The sequence below is a fragment of the Cyclobacterium xiamenense genome (genome assembly GCF_900109255.1).
Lineage (GTDB): Bacteria > Bacteroidota > Bacteroidia > Cytophagales > Cyclobacteriaceae > Cyclobacterium > Cyclobacterium xiamenense.
The window spans coordinates 92,307-107,116 of sequence record NZ_FNZH01000006.1 but is presented as its reverse complement, the minus strand read 5'-3'; the positions used below and the strand labels follow the sequence as shown (position 1 = coordinate 107,116).

Here is a 14,810-nt window from a genome sequence, read left to right as displayed (position 1 = left end):
TCAGAGGAGGTCTGGTTGGAAAGGGATGGAACGGTCCAGGACACGTTTGTAGTACACCGGCCGTTCGTTCGGTATGCATAGTGAATGCAGACCGGCAGGGCTTTTCGGTACATGGATTAGCAAGATGTATTTCTCGGCTGTCAGGTTGGGTTCGGTGGATTCTTCTACCTCGTATACCTCAAAGTTGATGGGAAAGGGAGGATGACAGTAGGTTTGCAACGATTCCCTGGCCATGTACATTTCCTCTTCCGGATCGATACCGATTATTTTTTTTTGATCGGAAACCCCTACGACAATGGTCCCACCTTCCGTATTTGCGAAGGAAAGCAGTGTTTTGGCAATTTTTCTCTGGTTGGTGAGGCTTTGTTTGAAATCCAGGTTCAATCCCTCCGGCTGTGCGACGATGTTTTTGACCCATGCATTATTCTTTTTAGGAGAAAACATTTTTTTAAAAGGTAAAAGATTGTAAATTATAGGAGAGTTAACACGAGTAATAGTAATTTTTTATTTATTTGTAACCAAAATCAGCGAAATTCATCTTACAAACCCAGCTTATAATCCAATGAACTATCTAAATGAAGGATTTTTGCCTGAATCCATAACAGCCCTGCAAAGAGAACTAGAAGCAGCCGGGAAAAATTTCAAAATTGTACCCGGGGAGGACAATTCTGAAGAATTCGTCAACTTTTATTTTATCGGGAAATTTGAAGGAAAAGACGTCATTTACGACGCCGTTTTGTACACCCTCCGTTTGCATTACCAAAGCGAGCTTTTCGAATTGGCGGAACACGAGGCAGCCAAAAAATTCCCCAATTACCATGGAATTCGCTACGAGGAAGATGAAAACGGAAACCTGAAGCCATTGAAGGCTGAAGAGGAGGAAATCGGATGGTTTATTACCGAACTGATCATGGATATGGAGGAAGAGGGAACGGTAAAGGTTCAGGAATTTATCGATATCGATACCCATCACGATTACGGTATTGGTCTGGACGCCGCCCTCAATCTGGAAAGCATCGACGAAGACGTACTCGAAAAATTTGTCACCGAATTCAATAACGACAGCATCAGCCTGGACGAAACCTTCTATACCTTTGAGTCGGAAGAGGAGGATAATTGATTCCTCCCTTTTTATTCGTTGCCCGCAACATTTTTTTGTTCGGCAAGTTTTGATCCTATGTTAAAAGTTGCCTGGTCTTCCCTGTATGCCCATCCCTTGCCCAAGGGACATCGCTTTCCCATGGAAAAATACGAATTGGTTCCCGAGCAGCTGCTTTACGAGGGGACACTTTCGGCGGCCAATTTCTTTGAACCGGAGAAAGCCGATGAGCAGTGGATTACGGCGGTGCATGATCCGGCATACGTGGATAGATTAAAAAACCAGGACCTGAGCCGCGCTGAAATTCGCCGGACGGGTTTTCCCCTAAGCCAGGCCTTGGTGGATCGGGAATTGCACATCATGCAAGGCTCGGTGATGGCGGCCCGCTATGCGCTGGAATTTGGAATTGGGATGAATATCGCCGGGGGCACCCATCATGCATTTGCCGACAAGGGAGAGGGCTTTTGCCTGCTGAATGACATTGCGATTGCGGCCAATTACCTGATTGCCGCGCAGGGAATAGAAAAAGTTCTGGTAGTGGACCTGGATGTGCATCAGGGCAACGGCACGGCCGCGCTGTTTGCAGGACGTCCCGAAGTATTTACCTTTAGCATGCATGGAGCACACAATTATCCCTTACACAAGGAAACATCGGACCTGGATATTGCGTTGCAAGACCGTACGGACGATATAACCTATTTGGAGCTACTGGCTGATCAACTGCCCAGGTTGATGGATGCGGAGGCCCCCGATTTTATAATCTACCAATGTGGGGTTGACGTACTGGCCTCAGATAAACTGGGAAGGCTGGGATTGAGCCTTGCCGGATGCAAAGAAAGGGACCGCCTGGTGTTGCAAAGCGCCCGAACGAATGAAGTCCCCATCATGTGCTGCATGGGAGGAGGCTATTCGGAATCGCTACGTGACATCATCGAAGCGCATGCCAATACCTACCGGTTGGCGCAAGAGATTTTCTTCTAAAATGAAAACATAAAGAGAAATGGGTGCGAAAAAATTGAGAAAACAGTGGTTGTTGCATGCCGTGGGCGGTTTGTTGCTGACGGGTTTTGGGCTTAGTTTGTTTGGAGAAGCGTTGATCCGCAAGTGGGAAAACGCACCGCTCTGGGATTGGCTGGTATGGGGCACACTAGCGCTGGTGGTGTTTAATGCCGGAGTTTCCCTGGTGGGGCAGGCGGTGGTGTTCCGGGTGAAACTAGACAGCCAGAAACACCGGTAGTTGGCGGCAAAATCCGGATTTTACCATTTTATTCCCGTACCAAAATTTGTAATAGGTTTAGAATCCGTATATTTGCCCCAATACTACAAAAACGACGTAAAGAAGTGAGAAAAATTACTACCAGTATCAGTGCGTTGGCAGTTGCAGGATTGATTGCAGTAGCCTGTAATTCCTCCATTCCGGAAGGAGAAGCCACCGTTAGTACGGAAGACGTGGACATTTCGGATCTTAAAGTGGCCTATATTGTCACCGACAGTGTCATCAACAATTTTGTCTATTTCAAAGAGCAATCGGCAGCAATTGCCGAAAAAGGCAAGAAATACGAAGGAGAATTGACCAACCGGGCGAGAGGTTTCGAACAGGAGGTGCAGAATTTTCAGAATACGGCTAATAATATGACTGTCAATCAGCAAAGAGCCAAGCAAGAAGAACTGGTTGCCAAAGAACGTAACCTGGTGACGTACCGTGAGAACATCATGCAAGAGCTCTCCGCTGATGAGAACAAGCTGTACAACGAGGTGTACGACATGATTCAGGAATACCTCAATACGTATGCTGCCGAAAACGATCTGGAGATGATCCTTTCCTACACCCGTGGTGGTGGAGTTTGGTACGCAAACGAATCCTTGGATATTACCGATTCGGTAGTAAAAGGGATCAACGAAGATTACGAAAAGGGGGAAGCACCTGCCGAAACTGCTCCTGCTGCTTCCGAAGAGGAATCAACCGAGGGCGAATAAACGAAAAAAAACAGCAAGGAATGGCCCGGTATTTCCGGGCTTTTTTGTTTCTGCTTTCACTAGTTTTGGTTGATAATCAACACATCCTTTAGTACCTTACCTTTTCTTTTTTACACGTTAGAAGTCCTTCCAACCAAGGCATACATTTAAACCTGTACCCATGGAAATTACCAATTTTCTAAAACACCATTACAGACATTTCAATGCGGCGGCATTGATCGACGCAGCGGATGCGTACAAGGCACATTTGGATGCCAATGGCAAAATGATGATTACCCTGGCAGGCGCTATGTCTACCGCCGAATTAGGCATTTCCCTGGCGGAAATGATCCGGCAGGATAAAGTACAAATCATCACCTGTACCGGTGCAAACCTGGAAGAGGATATTTTCAACCTGGTGGCCCACGATTATTATGAGCGGATTCCAAATTACCGGGACCTTTCACCCAGCCAGGAACAGGACCTGCTAGACCGCCACATGAACCGGGTTACCGATACCTGCATTCCGGAAATGGAAGCCATGCGGCGAATAGAAGACGTGATTCTGCAGGAGTGGCAACGGGCGGACCAGGCGGGGGAGCATTATTTCCCGCACGAGTTTTTTTACAAGGTATTGCTTTCCGGAAAGCTGGAGAAGGATTACCAAATAGACCCGAAAAACAGTTGGCTACTGGAAGCTGCGAAAAAGAACCTTCCCATCATCGTTCCCGGTTGGGAAGATTCTACGCTGGGAAACATGTACGCCGGGCATTGCATTTCGGGAGATATTAAAGACGTGCATACGGTGAAAGGTGGGATTCAATACATGATATACCTGGCTGATTGGTACACCGAAAACGCCAAGGAAGAAAGCAAAGTTGGCTTTTTTCAGATTGGTGGTGGCATAGCGGGCGATTTCCCCATTTGTGTGGTGCCCATGTTGCACCAGGATTTGCAGCGGGATTCCGTTCCGCTATGGGGTTATTTTTGCCAGATTTCCGATAGTACCACTTCCTATGGATCGTATTCCGGCGCCGTACCCAATGAAAAAATTACCTGGGGTAAATTGGGGCTGGACACACCCAAGTTTATCATCGAATCCGACGCCACCATCGTCGCTCCACTGGTTTTTGCCATTGTTCTGGGGCAGTAATCCGGCAGCCTGTGTATGGATTTGACCTCATCGGTTATCGGGTAGCAGTTCTGCTATGCCTTTGTACAGGAGCTTTCAAACCCGTGCTGGCGCAGGATTCGGTGCGGTTTGCCCATTCCCTGGAATTTGACGAACAAGCGCCCCTTATCGGCCCTGACAAGCACCTGTATTTCTCCCTGGCTTTCCATCCCCGGAATACCGGTGGTGCAGGGGATCCTGGAGATTCCTGGTTTGCACCCGAACGAGGCGATAGTTTTGGAGAGCCGGAGCCTATCGAGGCGCTGTCCACACCTGATTTTGACCTGTTGATTGGCTTTCTGCATCCAGACACGGTGCTGGTCTACCACCAAAACCTATATAATCGGCAGGTGATTTACCGGTATTTTCGTACCGATGGGGGCTGGACACGGGGAGACGAACAGTTTGTTCCTGGTTTCCGATCTACCGGCAACCATTTTTCTGCGCGGCTCTCCGCCGATGGCAGCTTGATGCTGCTCGCTATGGAGTCCTTCGGCTCTTATGGAAACGAGGATCTGTACGTTGCTTTTCGACAGGGAGATTCCTGGTCCCGGCCTCAAAATCTCGGAGCAAGCGTCAACACCTTTCGCCAGGAATTGAGCCCTTTTCTTAGCGCCGATGGGCAAACGTTGTATTTTTCCAGCAATGCCTACGAGGGTAGAAAATCCTTGGGTGTTTATCAATCCGAGCGGATAGGTGAGGGATGGACCCAATGGTCCGCTCCGCGTCCGGTGGATCTTCCGGAAATGGAAGGATTCGACCTGTATTATTACGAAGACCCGAATCGAGACCGGTATTTTCTTACCAACACCCGAACGAGTGATGGATACGGAAATATTCTTTGGGTCGAATCAGCCCCACCGCTAGTCTTGCAACAAGCCGAAGAAAGGAGAACAGAGGGACCGACGGATTCAGGTGGCCCATCGGATACGCTGCTTCCACGTCCCGTTTCTCCTTCCGAAATACCTTCCCCTCAGCGAAGTCCTGGCCCGGATATTGCGTTGCAATTAGAAGACTTGCAGCCCGGCGAGTCACTGGTTTTGAAGAACCTACTCTTTAACCGAACTTCCGATGATATCGAAGATGCGGCTTCCCTGGATGCACTGGAGAAAGTAGCAGCGTTTCTAAAGCGAAATTCCAAACGGGTGATCTCCGTAGAAGGGCATACGGACAATCGAGGTAGTTCCCGGCTAAACGAACGTTTATCGCTGGACCGGGCGCGGAAGGTACGAGACGTTTTGGTAGAAGCAGGGGCTGGATTTGAGCAAATACGGGTCAATGGATGGGGTGGGACAAAGCCTATCGCCACCAATTCGACCGCAGCGGGAAGAGAAAAAAACAGACGCGTAGAAATCATACTCCTGGAATAACCAAAACTACCGATCGCCATGCGAAAAACGAACACTAATAGAATCACAGGCTGCTTCAGCGTCCTTCTTTTTCTGGTTTTAGTCGCTTCCTGTGCGGAAAGGACGCGCAGTACCTCGGAAGCGGCCACTACCTGGTCCGGTCATAAACACTGGGAAATGGGTCCATTTCTGAAGCAGCACGGGGCCAATCCGGTACTAGCTGCCGGAGACCTGGAGTTTGTCTGCCCGATTTTACAAAAACCGGTCAAGTGGGAAGAGAAAGACGTTTTTAACCCCGCCGCCGTGGTACGGGATGGCGCCATCCATTTGCTTTACCGGGCGGAGGATTTCCTGGGTAGTAACAACGGCACATCGCGGATCGGTCTGGCTATCAGTGGGGACGGTTTGAATTTTGACAAGCTGCCCGAGCCGGTTTTTTATCCCGAAAACGACCGCCTGAAACCCTTGGAGTGGGACGGTGGCGTGGAGGATCCACGCATCGTGGAAACGGAAGAGGGGCGCTATTTCATGACCTATACCAGCTACGACGGTAAGGTGGCCCGGCTAATGCTGGCATCCTCGGATGATTTGAAGCACTGGACCAAATATGGGCGCGTGCTAAATGGACCGTACCGCGATACCTGGAGCAAAGCCGGGGCCATTGTGGCCGAGCAGGAAGGAGACCGCATTCTCGCAAAAAAGATTCATGGTAAATATTGGATGTATTTTGGGGATACGGATCTTTTTTTGGCCCACTCCGAAGATTTGGTTCAGTGGATACCCCTGGAAGAAAACGGTACACTTCAATCCGTCATGAAGCCCCGCCCGGGTTATTTTGATAGCCGCCTGGTAGAATCGGGGCCCTACGCCTTGTTGCGGGAGGAGGGAATTGTCCTATTGTACAACGGGATGAACCTGGACGAAGGACAGGAACGTGATCCCTCGCTTCCACCCGGCGCGTATTCTGCCGGTCAGGCTTTGTTTGCCGCAGAGGATCCTTCTCGTTTGATTGATCGTTCGGAGACCTATTTTATGACACCCGAGGAACCTTATGAAATCGAAGGGCAGGTCAACCTGGTCTGTTTTATCGAAGGCATGGTTCCCTATCAGGGGAAATGGTTTTTGTATTACGGAACAGCCGATTCAAAAATTGCCGTGGCCGTATACGAGGAATAAGCGGGGCTTTTGAGCGGCAAAAACAAAGGAACCCCGGCTGAAATCCTTTTCAGGTATTTGCCGGGGTTCTGTTAATCGAGAGAATTAACACTCGTTAGCGGTTTTTCACACGGTTAGATCAATTGGGGCCATTCATCATGGCACCGCCGGCACCGCCGCCATCTCCTTCTTTCAGGTCTTCATTGGTGACACCTCGTTTTTTCCTTCGGCCACCGTCTACACTCAACTTGCCGATGCGGTAGGAAAAGTTAATTTTAAAATTCATGTTTCGCATCCCGGTTACACTTTGTTGCATGATAGTGGGCGTGATCAATTCATTTCGGATTCGAAATTCAGTGGTAAAGAAGTTTTCTGCACCAAACCCGATGCTGCCGCGTTTCTCAGCAAATTGTTTGTTGATGCTCAGACTGTAGATACCAAAACCGCCAGCGGAACCCTGCAACTGTACCCGACGGCCCCGGTAGAAACTAAAGGCCTGTAGTTGCCAGTTATTGGGTAGCGTGTAGTTGCCAAACAGTCGGCCACTCACCACAAAGCCCTCGTTTTGTGCGGCGTATTGTGGGTCTTCCAATCCATTATCCAATTGGGCGTAATAGGTGTCGATGGATCCATTCAGGGAGATTTTGCCGGATACGTTAATATTCGAGAAGACTCCTAGTCCGTATGCGCGCTCGTTCCCAATATTTTCGTAGGTGGTAAAGATGATGTCGTCATCCTGTACCGTCCGCACCGGTTGTATGGAACCCGTGGTGTTTCGCAGGTACGAGGTGAAATTCAGCGAGGTTCCATTAATAAAGGTACTGTACGATAATTCGTAGTTGTCGGTGAGCTCCGGGTCCAATACCGGGTTTCCCTGCGTGATTTGCTGGGGATTGGCCGCCTCGATGTTTGGGTTGAGGAAGTTTAGCGAAGGCCGCTGTATCCTGCGGTTATAGGCTGCTTTCAGCATGTTTCCGTTGCCCAATTTCCGGCCGAAGTTCATGTTGGGAACCAATGTTCCGTAGGAAGGTATCTCTGCGGGAAGTTCCGAAGAGCGAAAGTCCGCTTCAATATTGGTGTATTCGTAGCGCAGGCCTGTCTTGAGGGTATAATGCTCCAGGAATCCTAGCGTATACGACAGGTATCCAGCAGTTACGTTTTGATCGTAGGTAAATTGATTGGAAAGGTTGACATCGTCGATTTCCTCAAATTCGGCATTCGGCCCCTCTGCGCGAAAGTAGGCAAAATCACTGACCGCTTTTCTTAAGATATTTTTTGCTCCGTATTCCAGTATTTGGTTGTCGCCTGAACCCATAGGGCTGACGTAATCCACTTGTACAGTAAATTCTTCGTTCAGATTGCTGTTGTCGTTTTTCAAACGGCTCACGATTTGGTCAAACGAATCGTTGTACAGGCTATTTACGAAATCGTTGGTCCGGTCACTTCGGCTGTACAAACCGGAAACACTGAATTCTTTTCCTTTTTTCTCAAAAGTTCGGGTGTAGTTATAACTCACATCCAGGCTATTGGAGAGGTTGTCCGTAGTTACATCCCTTAGCAGCTCACTCACCAGCATGTCTTCCACGTAAGTTTCGGTGGTCAGCTCGTCCTGATTCATCCGCATGTTTCTCAAGCCAAAGCTAACGGAGGTGGTCATGAAATTATACTTATTGATTTCATAATCCCATCCAAAATTATACCTGCCAAACATCATGTTGTTTCGCGTATCAGCCGCCTGCAAAATGCGCGTGGCAGGCCTGTCAGCGGAAAGAAGGGTTTGTTCGTTTTCAAAACTTCCCAAAATATTGTATCCCGCACGACCGAAACCACCCAGAGAGAAACCCATCTTTCCTTTTTTCAACGCGGCGTTTAGCCCCAGGTTGGAACCCCTGATTCCGGCGCTGGTGTTGATATTCAGTGAGGCGCCCTGGAGTTTGTTTTTCTTGGTCACGATATTGATCACGCCACCGGTTCCTTCCGCATCGTATTTGGCAGATGGGGACGTAATCACTTCCACTGATTTGATTTCTTCGGCAGGTATTTGCTTCAGGGCGTCAGCGATGTTGTTGGCCACAATGGCCGATTGCTTGTTGTCGATCAATACCAGTATGTTACTACTTCCGCGCATGGAGACATTTCCATCCAGGTCTACCGTAAGCATGGGAACGCGTCTCAATACATCGGAGGCATCGCCACCAATGGTGGTTTTATCGTTCTCGGCATTGTATATGGTCCGGTCCACTTTTTCCTCAATCAGGCTTCGCTGACCCTGGACGGTAACTTCCTGCAAGGCAACCGAAGACTCACCGATAATCAGGTTTCCCAAAAATACATTAGGAGTATTTGGACCGACTACGATGTCTTCCCGCGTCACGGGATCGTACCCCACGTAGCTTAGTTCCACCTTGTACCTACCGGCGGATTTTACGTTAAAAAAGAATTCGCCGGCATCGTCGGCCACTCCTCCGGCCACGGTGGCATCGGTGCCATCTTCTTTCAACATAGCCGTAGCATAAGGTACCGGCTCTCCGGAGTCTTTATCCAGTACTTTTCCGGAAATCTTAAATTCTTTTTTCTCCGTATTCCCCTGCGCATACAGCTCCAGAGAAGCTGTTGCCAGAAAGAACGTTGCACATACAAGTAAATAAATAAGCCTTTTCATTATGGAAGTAGATTGTGTTAAATAACGGTTGAGTCAATATCCGGAACAAAGAAAAATATTTATTCACGCAGTAAAAAACACAATAGATAGGTAGCCGTGAACCATCGACAAAACCGGGAAAACATCGGACCAATTTTTTACTGGGTAGCCGAGGCTGATTTGGTAGAGCGGCAACCCGGATTGGACGGTTAATACCCTATTTTGGTAGATTCTTTTGGTTCTTTCGTTTTCTTTACTTTATGTTTATACTGGCAACGGATATCCAGTCGGGGTATTTAGCCCTATTGTAAGCGTATGACGTACTCAAATCATTCCAAAAGAATTACCTTACTGATCCATGTATTGGCATGGATTTTTATAGCCATCGTGATTTTTGTCGTCAGTCCACTCTCCTGGAAGGTGGACCTGCCGGTGGAGTATTGGTTCAAGCAAGGCCTCGTTTTGTTGTTTTTGATTTTGCTTTTTTACCTAAACATGAAGCTTCTGGTTCCGAAAATTCTCTTCAAGGGAAAAAACCTGCTTTTTGTCCTGATAGCCTTTGGCTTCACGTTCTTAAGTTTGATCCTTATTATTCAATACGAAAACCTGGTCAATTTGCCTGAATTGATGCATTATGCCTTTCGGCCGAACGTCCCCTACGAACCCCGACCCCGAAATTTCAGTTACGACATGTTTACCATTCTGCTGCTGCTTTTTGGCTTTGGTATCAGTACCAGCGTGGTGGCCGTGCAAAAATGGCAAGCGGATATGGCCTTGCGCCAACAAATGGAACAGGAAAAAATATCCTCCGAGCTTTCTTACCTAAAGGCGCAAATCAATCCGCACTTCTTCTTCAACACGCTCAATAATATCTACGCCCTGACCACCATCGATGTGGACCGGGCCCAGCAGGCCCTGCTCAAACTGTCCCGAATGATGCGCTACGTACTCTACGAAACAGACAAAGACCTAACCCTTGTAAGTAAGGAGTTGGATTTTATAAAGGATTACATCGAATTGATGCGCCTACGCCTTTCCGAAAAAGTGATCTTGGCCATCGTCATTCAGGAAAAGGTGGAGGACTTGCCCATTGCGCCCATGCTTTTATTGCCTTTTATTGAAAATTGCTTCAAGCACGGGATCAGCGCAAAGACGGAAAGTACCATCGAAATATCCATAGCCCTGCGGGATAAAACGCTGCACCTGAAAACCCGAAACCCCATTGTCCCGGTCAATCCCAATAGTAAAGAACATGTAGGGAGTGGCATCGGGCTCAGCAACACCAAGAGAAGATTGGCGTTGATTTATGGAGAAAAGCACCAGCTTACCATGGATCAGGACAATCCCCTCAACGAATACCGCGTACATTTAACATTGAATCTGGCATGAAAATCAGGAGTATCGTAGTCGATGACGAGCCCTTGGCGCTGGAGATGGTTTGCAAATTTGTGGAGAAAACCGGTTTTTTACAGCTGGAAGCAAGATTCGACAGTGCGCTGGAAGCCCTGGCCTACATCAATTCCCACGAGGTAGACCTGATGTTCCTGGATATCCAAATGCCCGACTTGACGGGCATGGAATTGGCTCGGGTACTGGAAGGAAGAAAAGGACAAATCTCACCCAAAGTCATTTTTACTACCGCCTACAATCAGTTTGCGATTGAGGGCTACAAAGTCGATGCCCTGGACTACCTGCTGAAGCCGTTCAGCTACGAAGAATTTCTTACGGCAAGCCAGAAAGCGCTACGCCACTTCGAAACGGCGGCCAGTCAGGCGAGTACCGCTACCGATGATTACATTTTTTTAAAAGTGGAATACCAGTTGGTAAAGGTACTGCTCAAAGACATTGTATTGGTCGAAGGGTACAAAGATTACGTCAAGGTACATCTCTCCGGAAAAAATGCTCCGCTTTTATCACTTACTACGCTGAAAGCGATGGAGGAAATGCTTCCGCAAAGACAATTTATGCGTGTACACCGCTCCTACATCATCTCGCTGGAGCACATTCAATCCATTAGCAAAAGCACGGTGAACATGGGCATCGTCACCATTACGGTAGGCGAAGGATACAAGGAATCGTTCCTTCAGTTTATCAACAAATGGATTCAGTAAGCATTCGCGAATCATAGCGATCCGAAAGATCGCCAGCAGCGCAGGATTATTCCACAGCGTATAGGAAATCTCCGTAGCCTTCACGTTCCATATCTTCTACCGGGATAAATTTCATGGCAGCGGAATTCATGCAATACCTCAGGCCGGTAGGTGCAGGGCCGTCGTTAAATACGTGGCCCAAATGGGAATCACCAAACTTTGAACGTACTTCTACCCGCACCATTCCCAGGCTTCGATCTACCGGTTTTTCCAGGTAGCGCGCATCGATGGGTTTGGTAAAACTTGGCCAGCCGGAGTAGGACTCGTATTTGTCGCGCGAACTAAATAATGGGGCACCGGAAACGACGCAAACGTACAGCCCTTTTTCCTTATTACCGTTGTACGGGTTATCAAAAGCCCGCTCGGTTGCGTCCTCCATCGTTACCTGGTACTGCAAGTTGGTAAGGCTGGCTTTCAATTCACTTTTTGACGGCTTTTTGTAATTTTCCTGGGCGGGTACTTCCCAATAATTGGCAATAAACCGATCGCGTCCGGAACCGGTCCGGTACGCTTTGTAATCGTTTGGTTTCTTTTTGTAGTAATCCTGGTGATACGCTTCGGCAGCGTAGAAGTTTGTGAATTTAACGATTGGCGTGACGATGGGTTTTTCGAATATGCCTGCACGGTCCAGCGCTTCTTTGCTGGATTCGGCTACTTTTTTCTGGTCCATGTTGTGATAGAAAATCGCCGATTGGTACTGCGTGCCGCGGTCATAAAAGCTCCCTCCAGCATCGGTGGGGTCAAAAAGCTTCCAAAAAATATCGATGATCTCGCTGTAACTGATTACATCCGGATCGAATGTCACTTGAACGGCTTCTTTGTGGCTGGTTTGTCCGGATGATACTTGACCATAGGTAGGATTTTTTTCCTTTCCCCCTGCGTAGCCGGAGACAACGGATACAATCCCATCGATCCCTTCATAAGGAGATTCAATACACCAGAAACAGCCACCGGCAAAGGTGGCTTTTTCGGTTTTTCCCTGATAGGTTACCACTTCCTCCCCATTCGTATTTTCATCGGATTGATTCGATGCGTGGCAAGCCGTGAAGCTGACGGAAAAAAGGACCATAAGCCCGATAATGGATTGAATCGAATAATTCATGCTACGTGTGTTGTTAAATTTTCCTTAGAAACGCAATTAAGCAGCGATATGTTCAAAAGAATTGCGCTCCTTCCAAAGGAAAGAGATCGATCAGACCTGTGCCGGATTTTCGGGAATGACAAACCACAACACCAGGTATACAAGCAATCCGGGAAAAGCAGCACTCAATACGGATAATACTACGTACCCAATTCGCAGCTTATCGGCATCCCATCCCAGGTGTTCGGCCAGTCCGCCGCATACACCAGCGATGGTTTTATTTTGTTTGGATCGGTATAGTTTTTTGTTCATGCGATGTGTTGTTTTTGCTGCCAAACGCACTCATTGGTTCATGTGCAAACTACTAATTTGGATGGTCATATTCAAGAATCTGTAAACAAAGCTTTCGGATGAAGAAATGAATCCTGGAGTTTGGCATTTTTTTTGGACCACTAGCTGCGGTGGCGAACTTCCATGGCTTTTTATTACCAGGCCATTGGTTCGCGACCAGTAAATGCAATGTATTACCAAACCAACGTATACCATGAAACGAACCAGCATGTATGTAATCGCAGGAATGGCTTTCACTTTAGTGGCTGCCAGTTGCGACAGCAACCAATCGGGAAATGAGAACCGGCAGGAAGCGGAAAGCGAGCTTGAGGAATTAGCCGGGGACGTAAAAGAAGAAGTGAATGAGGCCTTTTCCAATACCCGCAATGAACTTTCCGAGGAAACGGCCGAACTCAAAAGAGAGGCCAACCAACTCCGGGAGGAAATCCAGGAAGATCAATTGGAACCCGCAGACTCGGCCATAAACCGGTACCTGACACAAATAGACGAGGGGATACAAGACCTCGAAATCAAAGCCAGGGAATTCGAAGCGGCTAGCGAGCAACGAAGGGAACAAATTAAAAAGGAGATCGATAAATTGGAAAACAAGGTATCGTCCACCCTGGAACGGTTGGAAAACGAGTTGGAGGAAAGCTGATTTCTTACCCAGGTAAAAAGTAGGTGATAAACAGGCCGTTTTCAGGAAACTTGAAGGCGGCCTGTTTTGTCATGCAACTTGGGGTTGGGCTATATTTTAAGGAGAAAATGCCGGATACCGGGCAGGGTGGCCCAGCCATTTGCGCATATGCCCAATAAGCGGGTATTTGTTTTTTGGGAACAATCGCTTACCTTGAATTAAAAAAAAGCGCATGCATTTTTCAAAAATCACCGGACTTATCGCGGCCACCTTTACTCCCTTTGACAAAGAGGGCCGTGTTGCCACGGAGCTTATCCCAAGATATGCCCGTTTTTTACAGAAAAACCAGATTCAGGGAGTCTTCATCAACGGAACCACGGGCGAAGGCTCTTCGCTGACCTTTCCTGAAAAATTGATGCTTATGGAGGCCTGGGCAAAGGAGCAAACCGCTGATTTTAAAGTCATTGCCATGTTGGGGGGTACTTCCCAGGAAGAGGCAGTTCAATTGGGCAAGAAAGCCCAGAAATGGGGGCTGTACGGAACCGCCGTGACGGCACCGTATTATTTTCGGCCCCTGGATGTGATTCAACTATCGGATTATTTGGCCCCGATTGCCCGTGCCGCCGAAAGCCTTCCCTTTTATTTTTACCACATCCCGCTACTCACCCGGGTGGAGCCCTCCATGTTGGCCTTGCTGGAGCACGTAGCAGGTAAAATCCCTAATTTTGCGGGTATCAAGTATACCCATCACAATTTAATGGAATTTAATCAGTGTCTGCGGTACAAAGCAGGGCGTTGGGACGCCTTATGGGGTTGGGACGAGACCTATCTCGCCGGACTCACCATGGGAGCGAAAGGGGCAGTGGGCAGTACCTACAACTTTGCCGCGCCGCTGTACCACGCCATTCAGCAGGCGTTTGATGCGGGCAGGATGGACGAAGCCTTGCGCTTGCAGGAAAAGTCCATCGATTTCGTAGACTTGTACGGTAGCTTTGGCGGGCCAGCTGCCGGAAAAGCTATTTTAAAGTTGTCGGGGCTTGATTGTGGCTCCTTTCGAGCGCCAGTGGCATCCCTCACACCGGCGCAACTACACGCATTGGAAGGCAAATTGGCTGAGCAGGGATTTTTTGATTTGATTGGCTCGCTTTCGCATCGCCTATAATCCCCGGTATTCTTCGGCCAGCCAATCCGGTTTATTTCCGTTGATTTTCGATGGGGAGGCAAAACGTGTATTTCAGTCA

At 48.3% G+C, this 14,810-nt stretch carries 15 protein-coding genes; 11 read left to right on the top strand and 4 right to left on the bottom strand.

Annotated elements, in window-relative coordinates:
• The gene (locus BMW71_RS17725) at window positions 1–444 is read right to left on the bottom strand and encodes an AlbA family DNA-binding domain-containing protein (RefSeq protein WP_092177111.1); all 444 of its coding nucleotides are present in this window, start codon (window positions 442–444) and stop codon (window positions 1–3) included.
• 118 nt (window positions 445–562) lie between these two features.
• Between BMW71_RS17725 and BMW71_RS17720 the strand changes: the two genes are divergently transcribed.
• From BMW71_RS17720 to BMW71_RS17690, 7 genes are all read left to right on the top strand, one after another.
• The gene (locus BMW71_RS17720; protein ID WP_092177108.1) at window positions 563–1,120 is read left to right on the top strand and encodes a hypothetical protein; all 558 of its coding nucleotides are present in this window, start codon (window positions 563–565) and stop codon (window positions 1,118–1,120) included.
• Between the two features lie 57 nt (window positions 1,121–1,177).
• Complete coding sequence (locus BMW71_RS17715) at window positions 1,178–2,080, top strand: histone deacetylase family protein (protein WP_092177105.1); 903 nt, start codon at window positions 1,178–1,180, stop codon at window positions 2,078–2,080.
• Between the two features lie 19 nt (window positions 2,081–2,099).
• Window positions 2,100–2,336, top strand: a complete 237-nt coding sequence (locus tag BMW71_RS17710; RefSeq protein WP_092177102.1) for a hypothetical protein — start codon at window positions 2,100–2,102, stop codon at window positions 2,334–2,336.
• A gap of 104 nt (window positions 2,337–2,440) precedes the next feature.
• Window positions 2,441–3,076 (top strand): OmpH/Skp family outer membrane protein, encoded by a 636-nt coding sequence (locus tag BMW71_RS17705; RefSeq protein WP_092177099.1) that lies wholly within the window; start codon window positions 2,441–2,443, stop codon window positions 3,074–3,076.
• A 160-nt stretch (window positions 3,077–3,236) separates the two neighbouring features.
• A complete protein-coding gene (locus BMW71_RS17700) occupies window positions 3,237–4,208 on the top strand; it encodes a deoxyhypusine synthase family protein (protein ID WP_092177096.1) in 972 nt (323 codons plus the stop codon).
• A gap of 83 nt (window positions 4,209–4,291) precedes the next feature.
• Window positions 4,292–5,596, top strand: a complete 1,305-nt coding sequence (locus tag BMW71_RS17695; RefSeq protein ID WP_143057673.1) for an OmpA family protein — start codon at window positions 4,292–4,294, stop codon at window positions 5,594–5,596.
• 18 nt (window positions 5,597–5,614) lie between these two features.
• A complete protein-coding gene (locus tag BMW71_RS17690; RefSeq protein WP_092177089.1) occupies window positions 5,615–6,751 on the top strand; it encodes a glycoside hydrolase family 130 protein in 1,137 nt (378 codons plus the stop codon).
• A gap of 118 nt (window positions 6,752–6,869) precedes the next feature.
• Here the strand turns inward: BMW71_RS17690 and BMW71_RS17685 are convergent, their stop codons facing one another.
• Window positions 6,870–9,392, bottom strand: coding sequence for a TonB-dependent receptor (locus BMW71_RS17685; protein WP_092177087.1), 2,523 nt, complete (start codon window positions 9,390–9,392; stop codon window positions 6,870–6,872).
• Window positions 9,393–9,686: 294 nt separating this feature from the next.
• Here BMW71_RS17685 and BMW71_RS17680 point away from each other — a divergent pair, with 294 nt between their 5' ends.
• Together BMW71_RS17680 and BMW71_RS17675 are read left to right on the top strand one after the other, a co-directional pair.
• Window positions 9,687–10,760, top strand: a complete 1,074-nt coding sequence (locus BMW71_RS17680) for a sensor histidine kinase (RefSeq protein WP_092177085.1) — start codon at window positions 9,687–9,689, stop codon at window positions 10,758–10,760.
• Entirely contained in the window at window positions 10,757–11,482 is a 726-nt protein-coding gene (locus BMW71_RS17675; RefSeq protein WP_092177083.1) for a LytR/AlgR family response regulator transcription factor, read from the top strand. The genes BMW71_RS17680 and BMW71_RS17675 overlap by 4 nt, the downstream gene beginning before the upstream one ends.
• A gap of 46 nt (window positions 11,483–11,528) precedes the next feature.
• On the opposite strand, the gene msrA is transcribed toward BMW71_RS17675, so the two are convergent.
• Together msrA and BMW71_RS17665 are read right to left on the bottom strand one after the other, a co-directional pair.
• The gene (gene msrA, locus BMW71_RS17670) at window positions 11,529–12,623 is read right to left on the bottom strand and encodes a peptide-methionine (S)-S-oxide reductase MsrA (protein ID WP_092177081.1); all 1,095 of its coding nucleotides are present in this window, start codon (window positions 12,621–12,623) and stop codon (window positions 11,529–11,531) included.
• Window positions 12,624–12,713: 90 nt separating this feature from the next.
• A complete protein-coding gene (locus BMW71_RS17665; RefSeq protein ID WP_092177079.1) occupies window positions 12,714–12,914 on the bottom strand; it encodes a PspC domain-containing protein in 201 nt (66 codons plus the stop codon).
• Window positions 12,915–13,146: 232 nt separating this feature from the next.
• Here BMW71_RS17665 and BMW71_RS17660 point away from each other — a divergent pair, with 232 nt between their 5' ends.
• Both BMW71_RS17660 and BMW71_RS17655 read left to right on the top strand, forming a co-directional pair.
• Window positions 13,147–13,590 (top strand): hypothetical protein, encoded by a 444-nt coding sequence (locus tag BMW71_RS17660; RefSeq protein WP_143057672.1) that lies wholly within the window; start codon window positions 13,147–13,149, stop codon window positions 13,588–13,590.
• Window positions 13,591–13,801: 211 nt separating this feature from the next.
• Entirely contained in the window at window positions 13,802–14,731 is a 930-nt protein-coding gene (locus BMW71_RS17655) for a dihydrodipicolinate synthase family protein (RefSeq protein ID WP_092177075.1), read from the top strand.
• Window positions 14,732–14,810 lie beyond the last annotated feature (79 nt).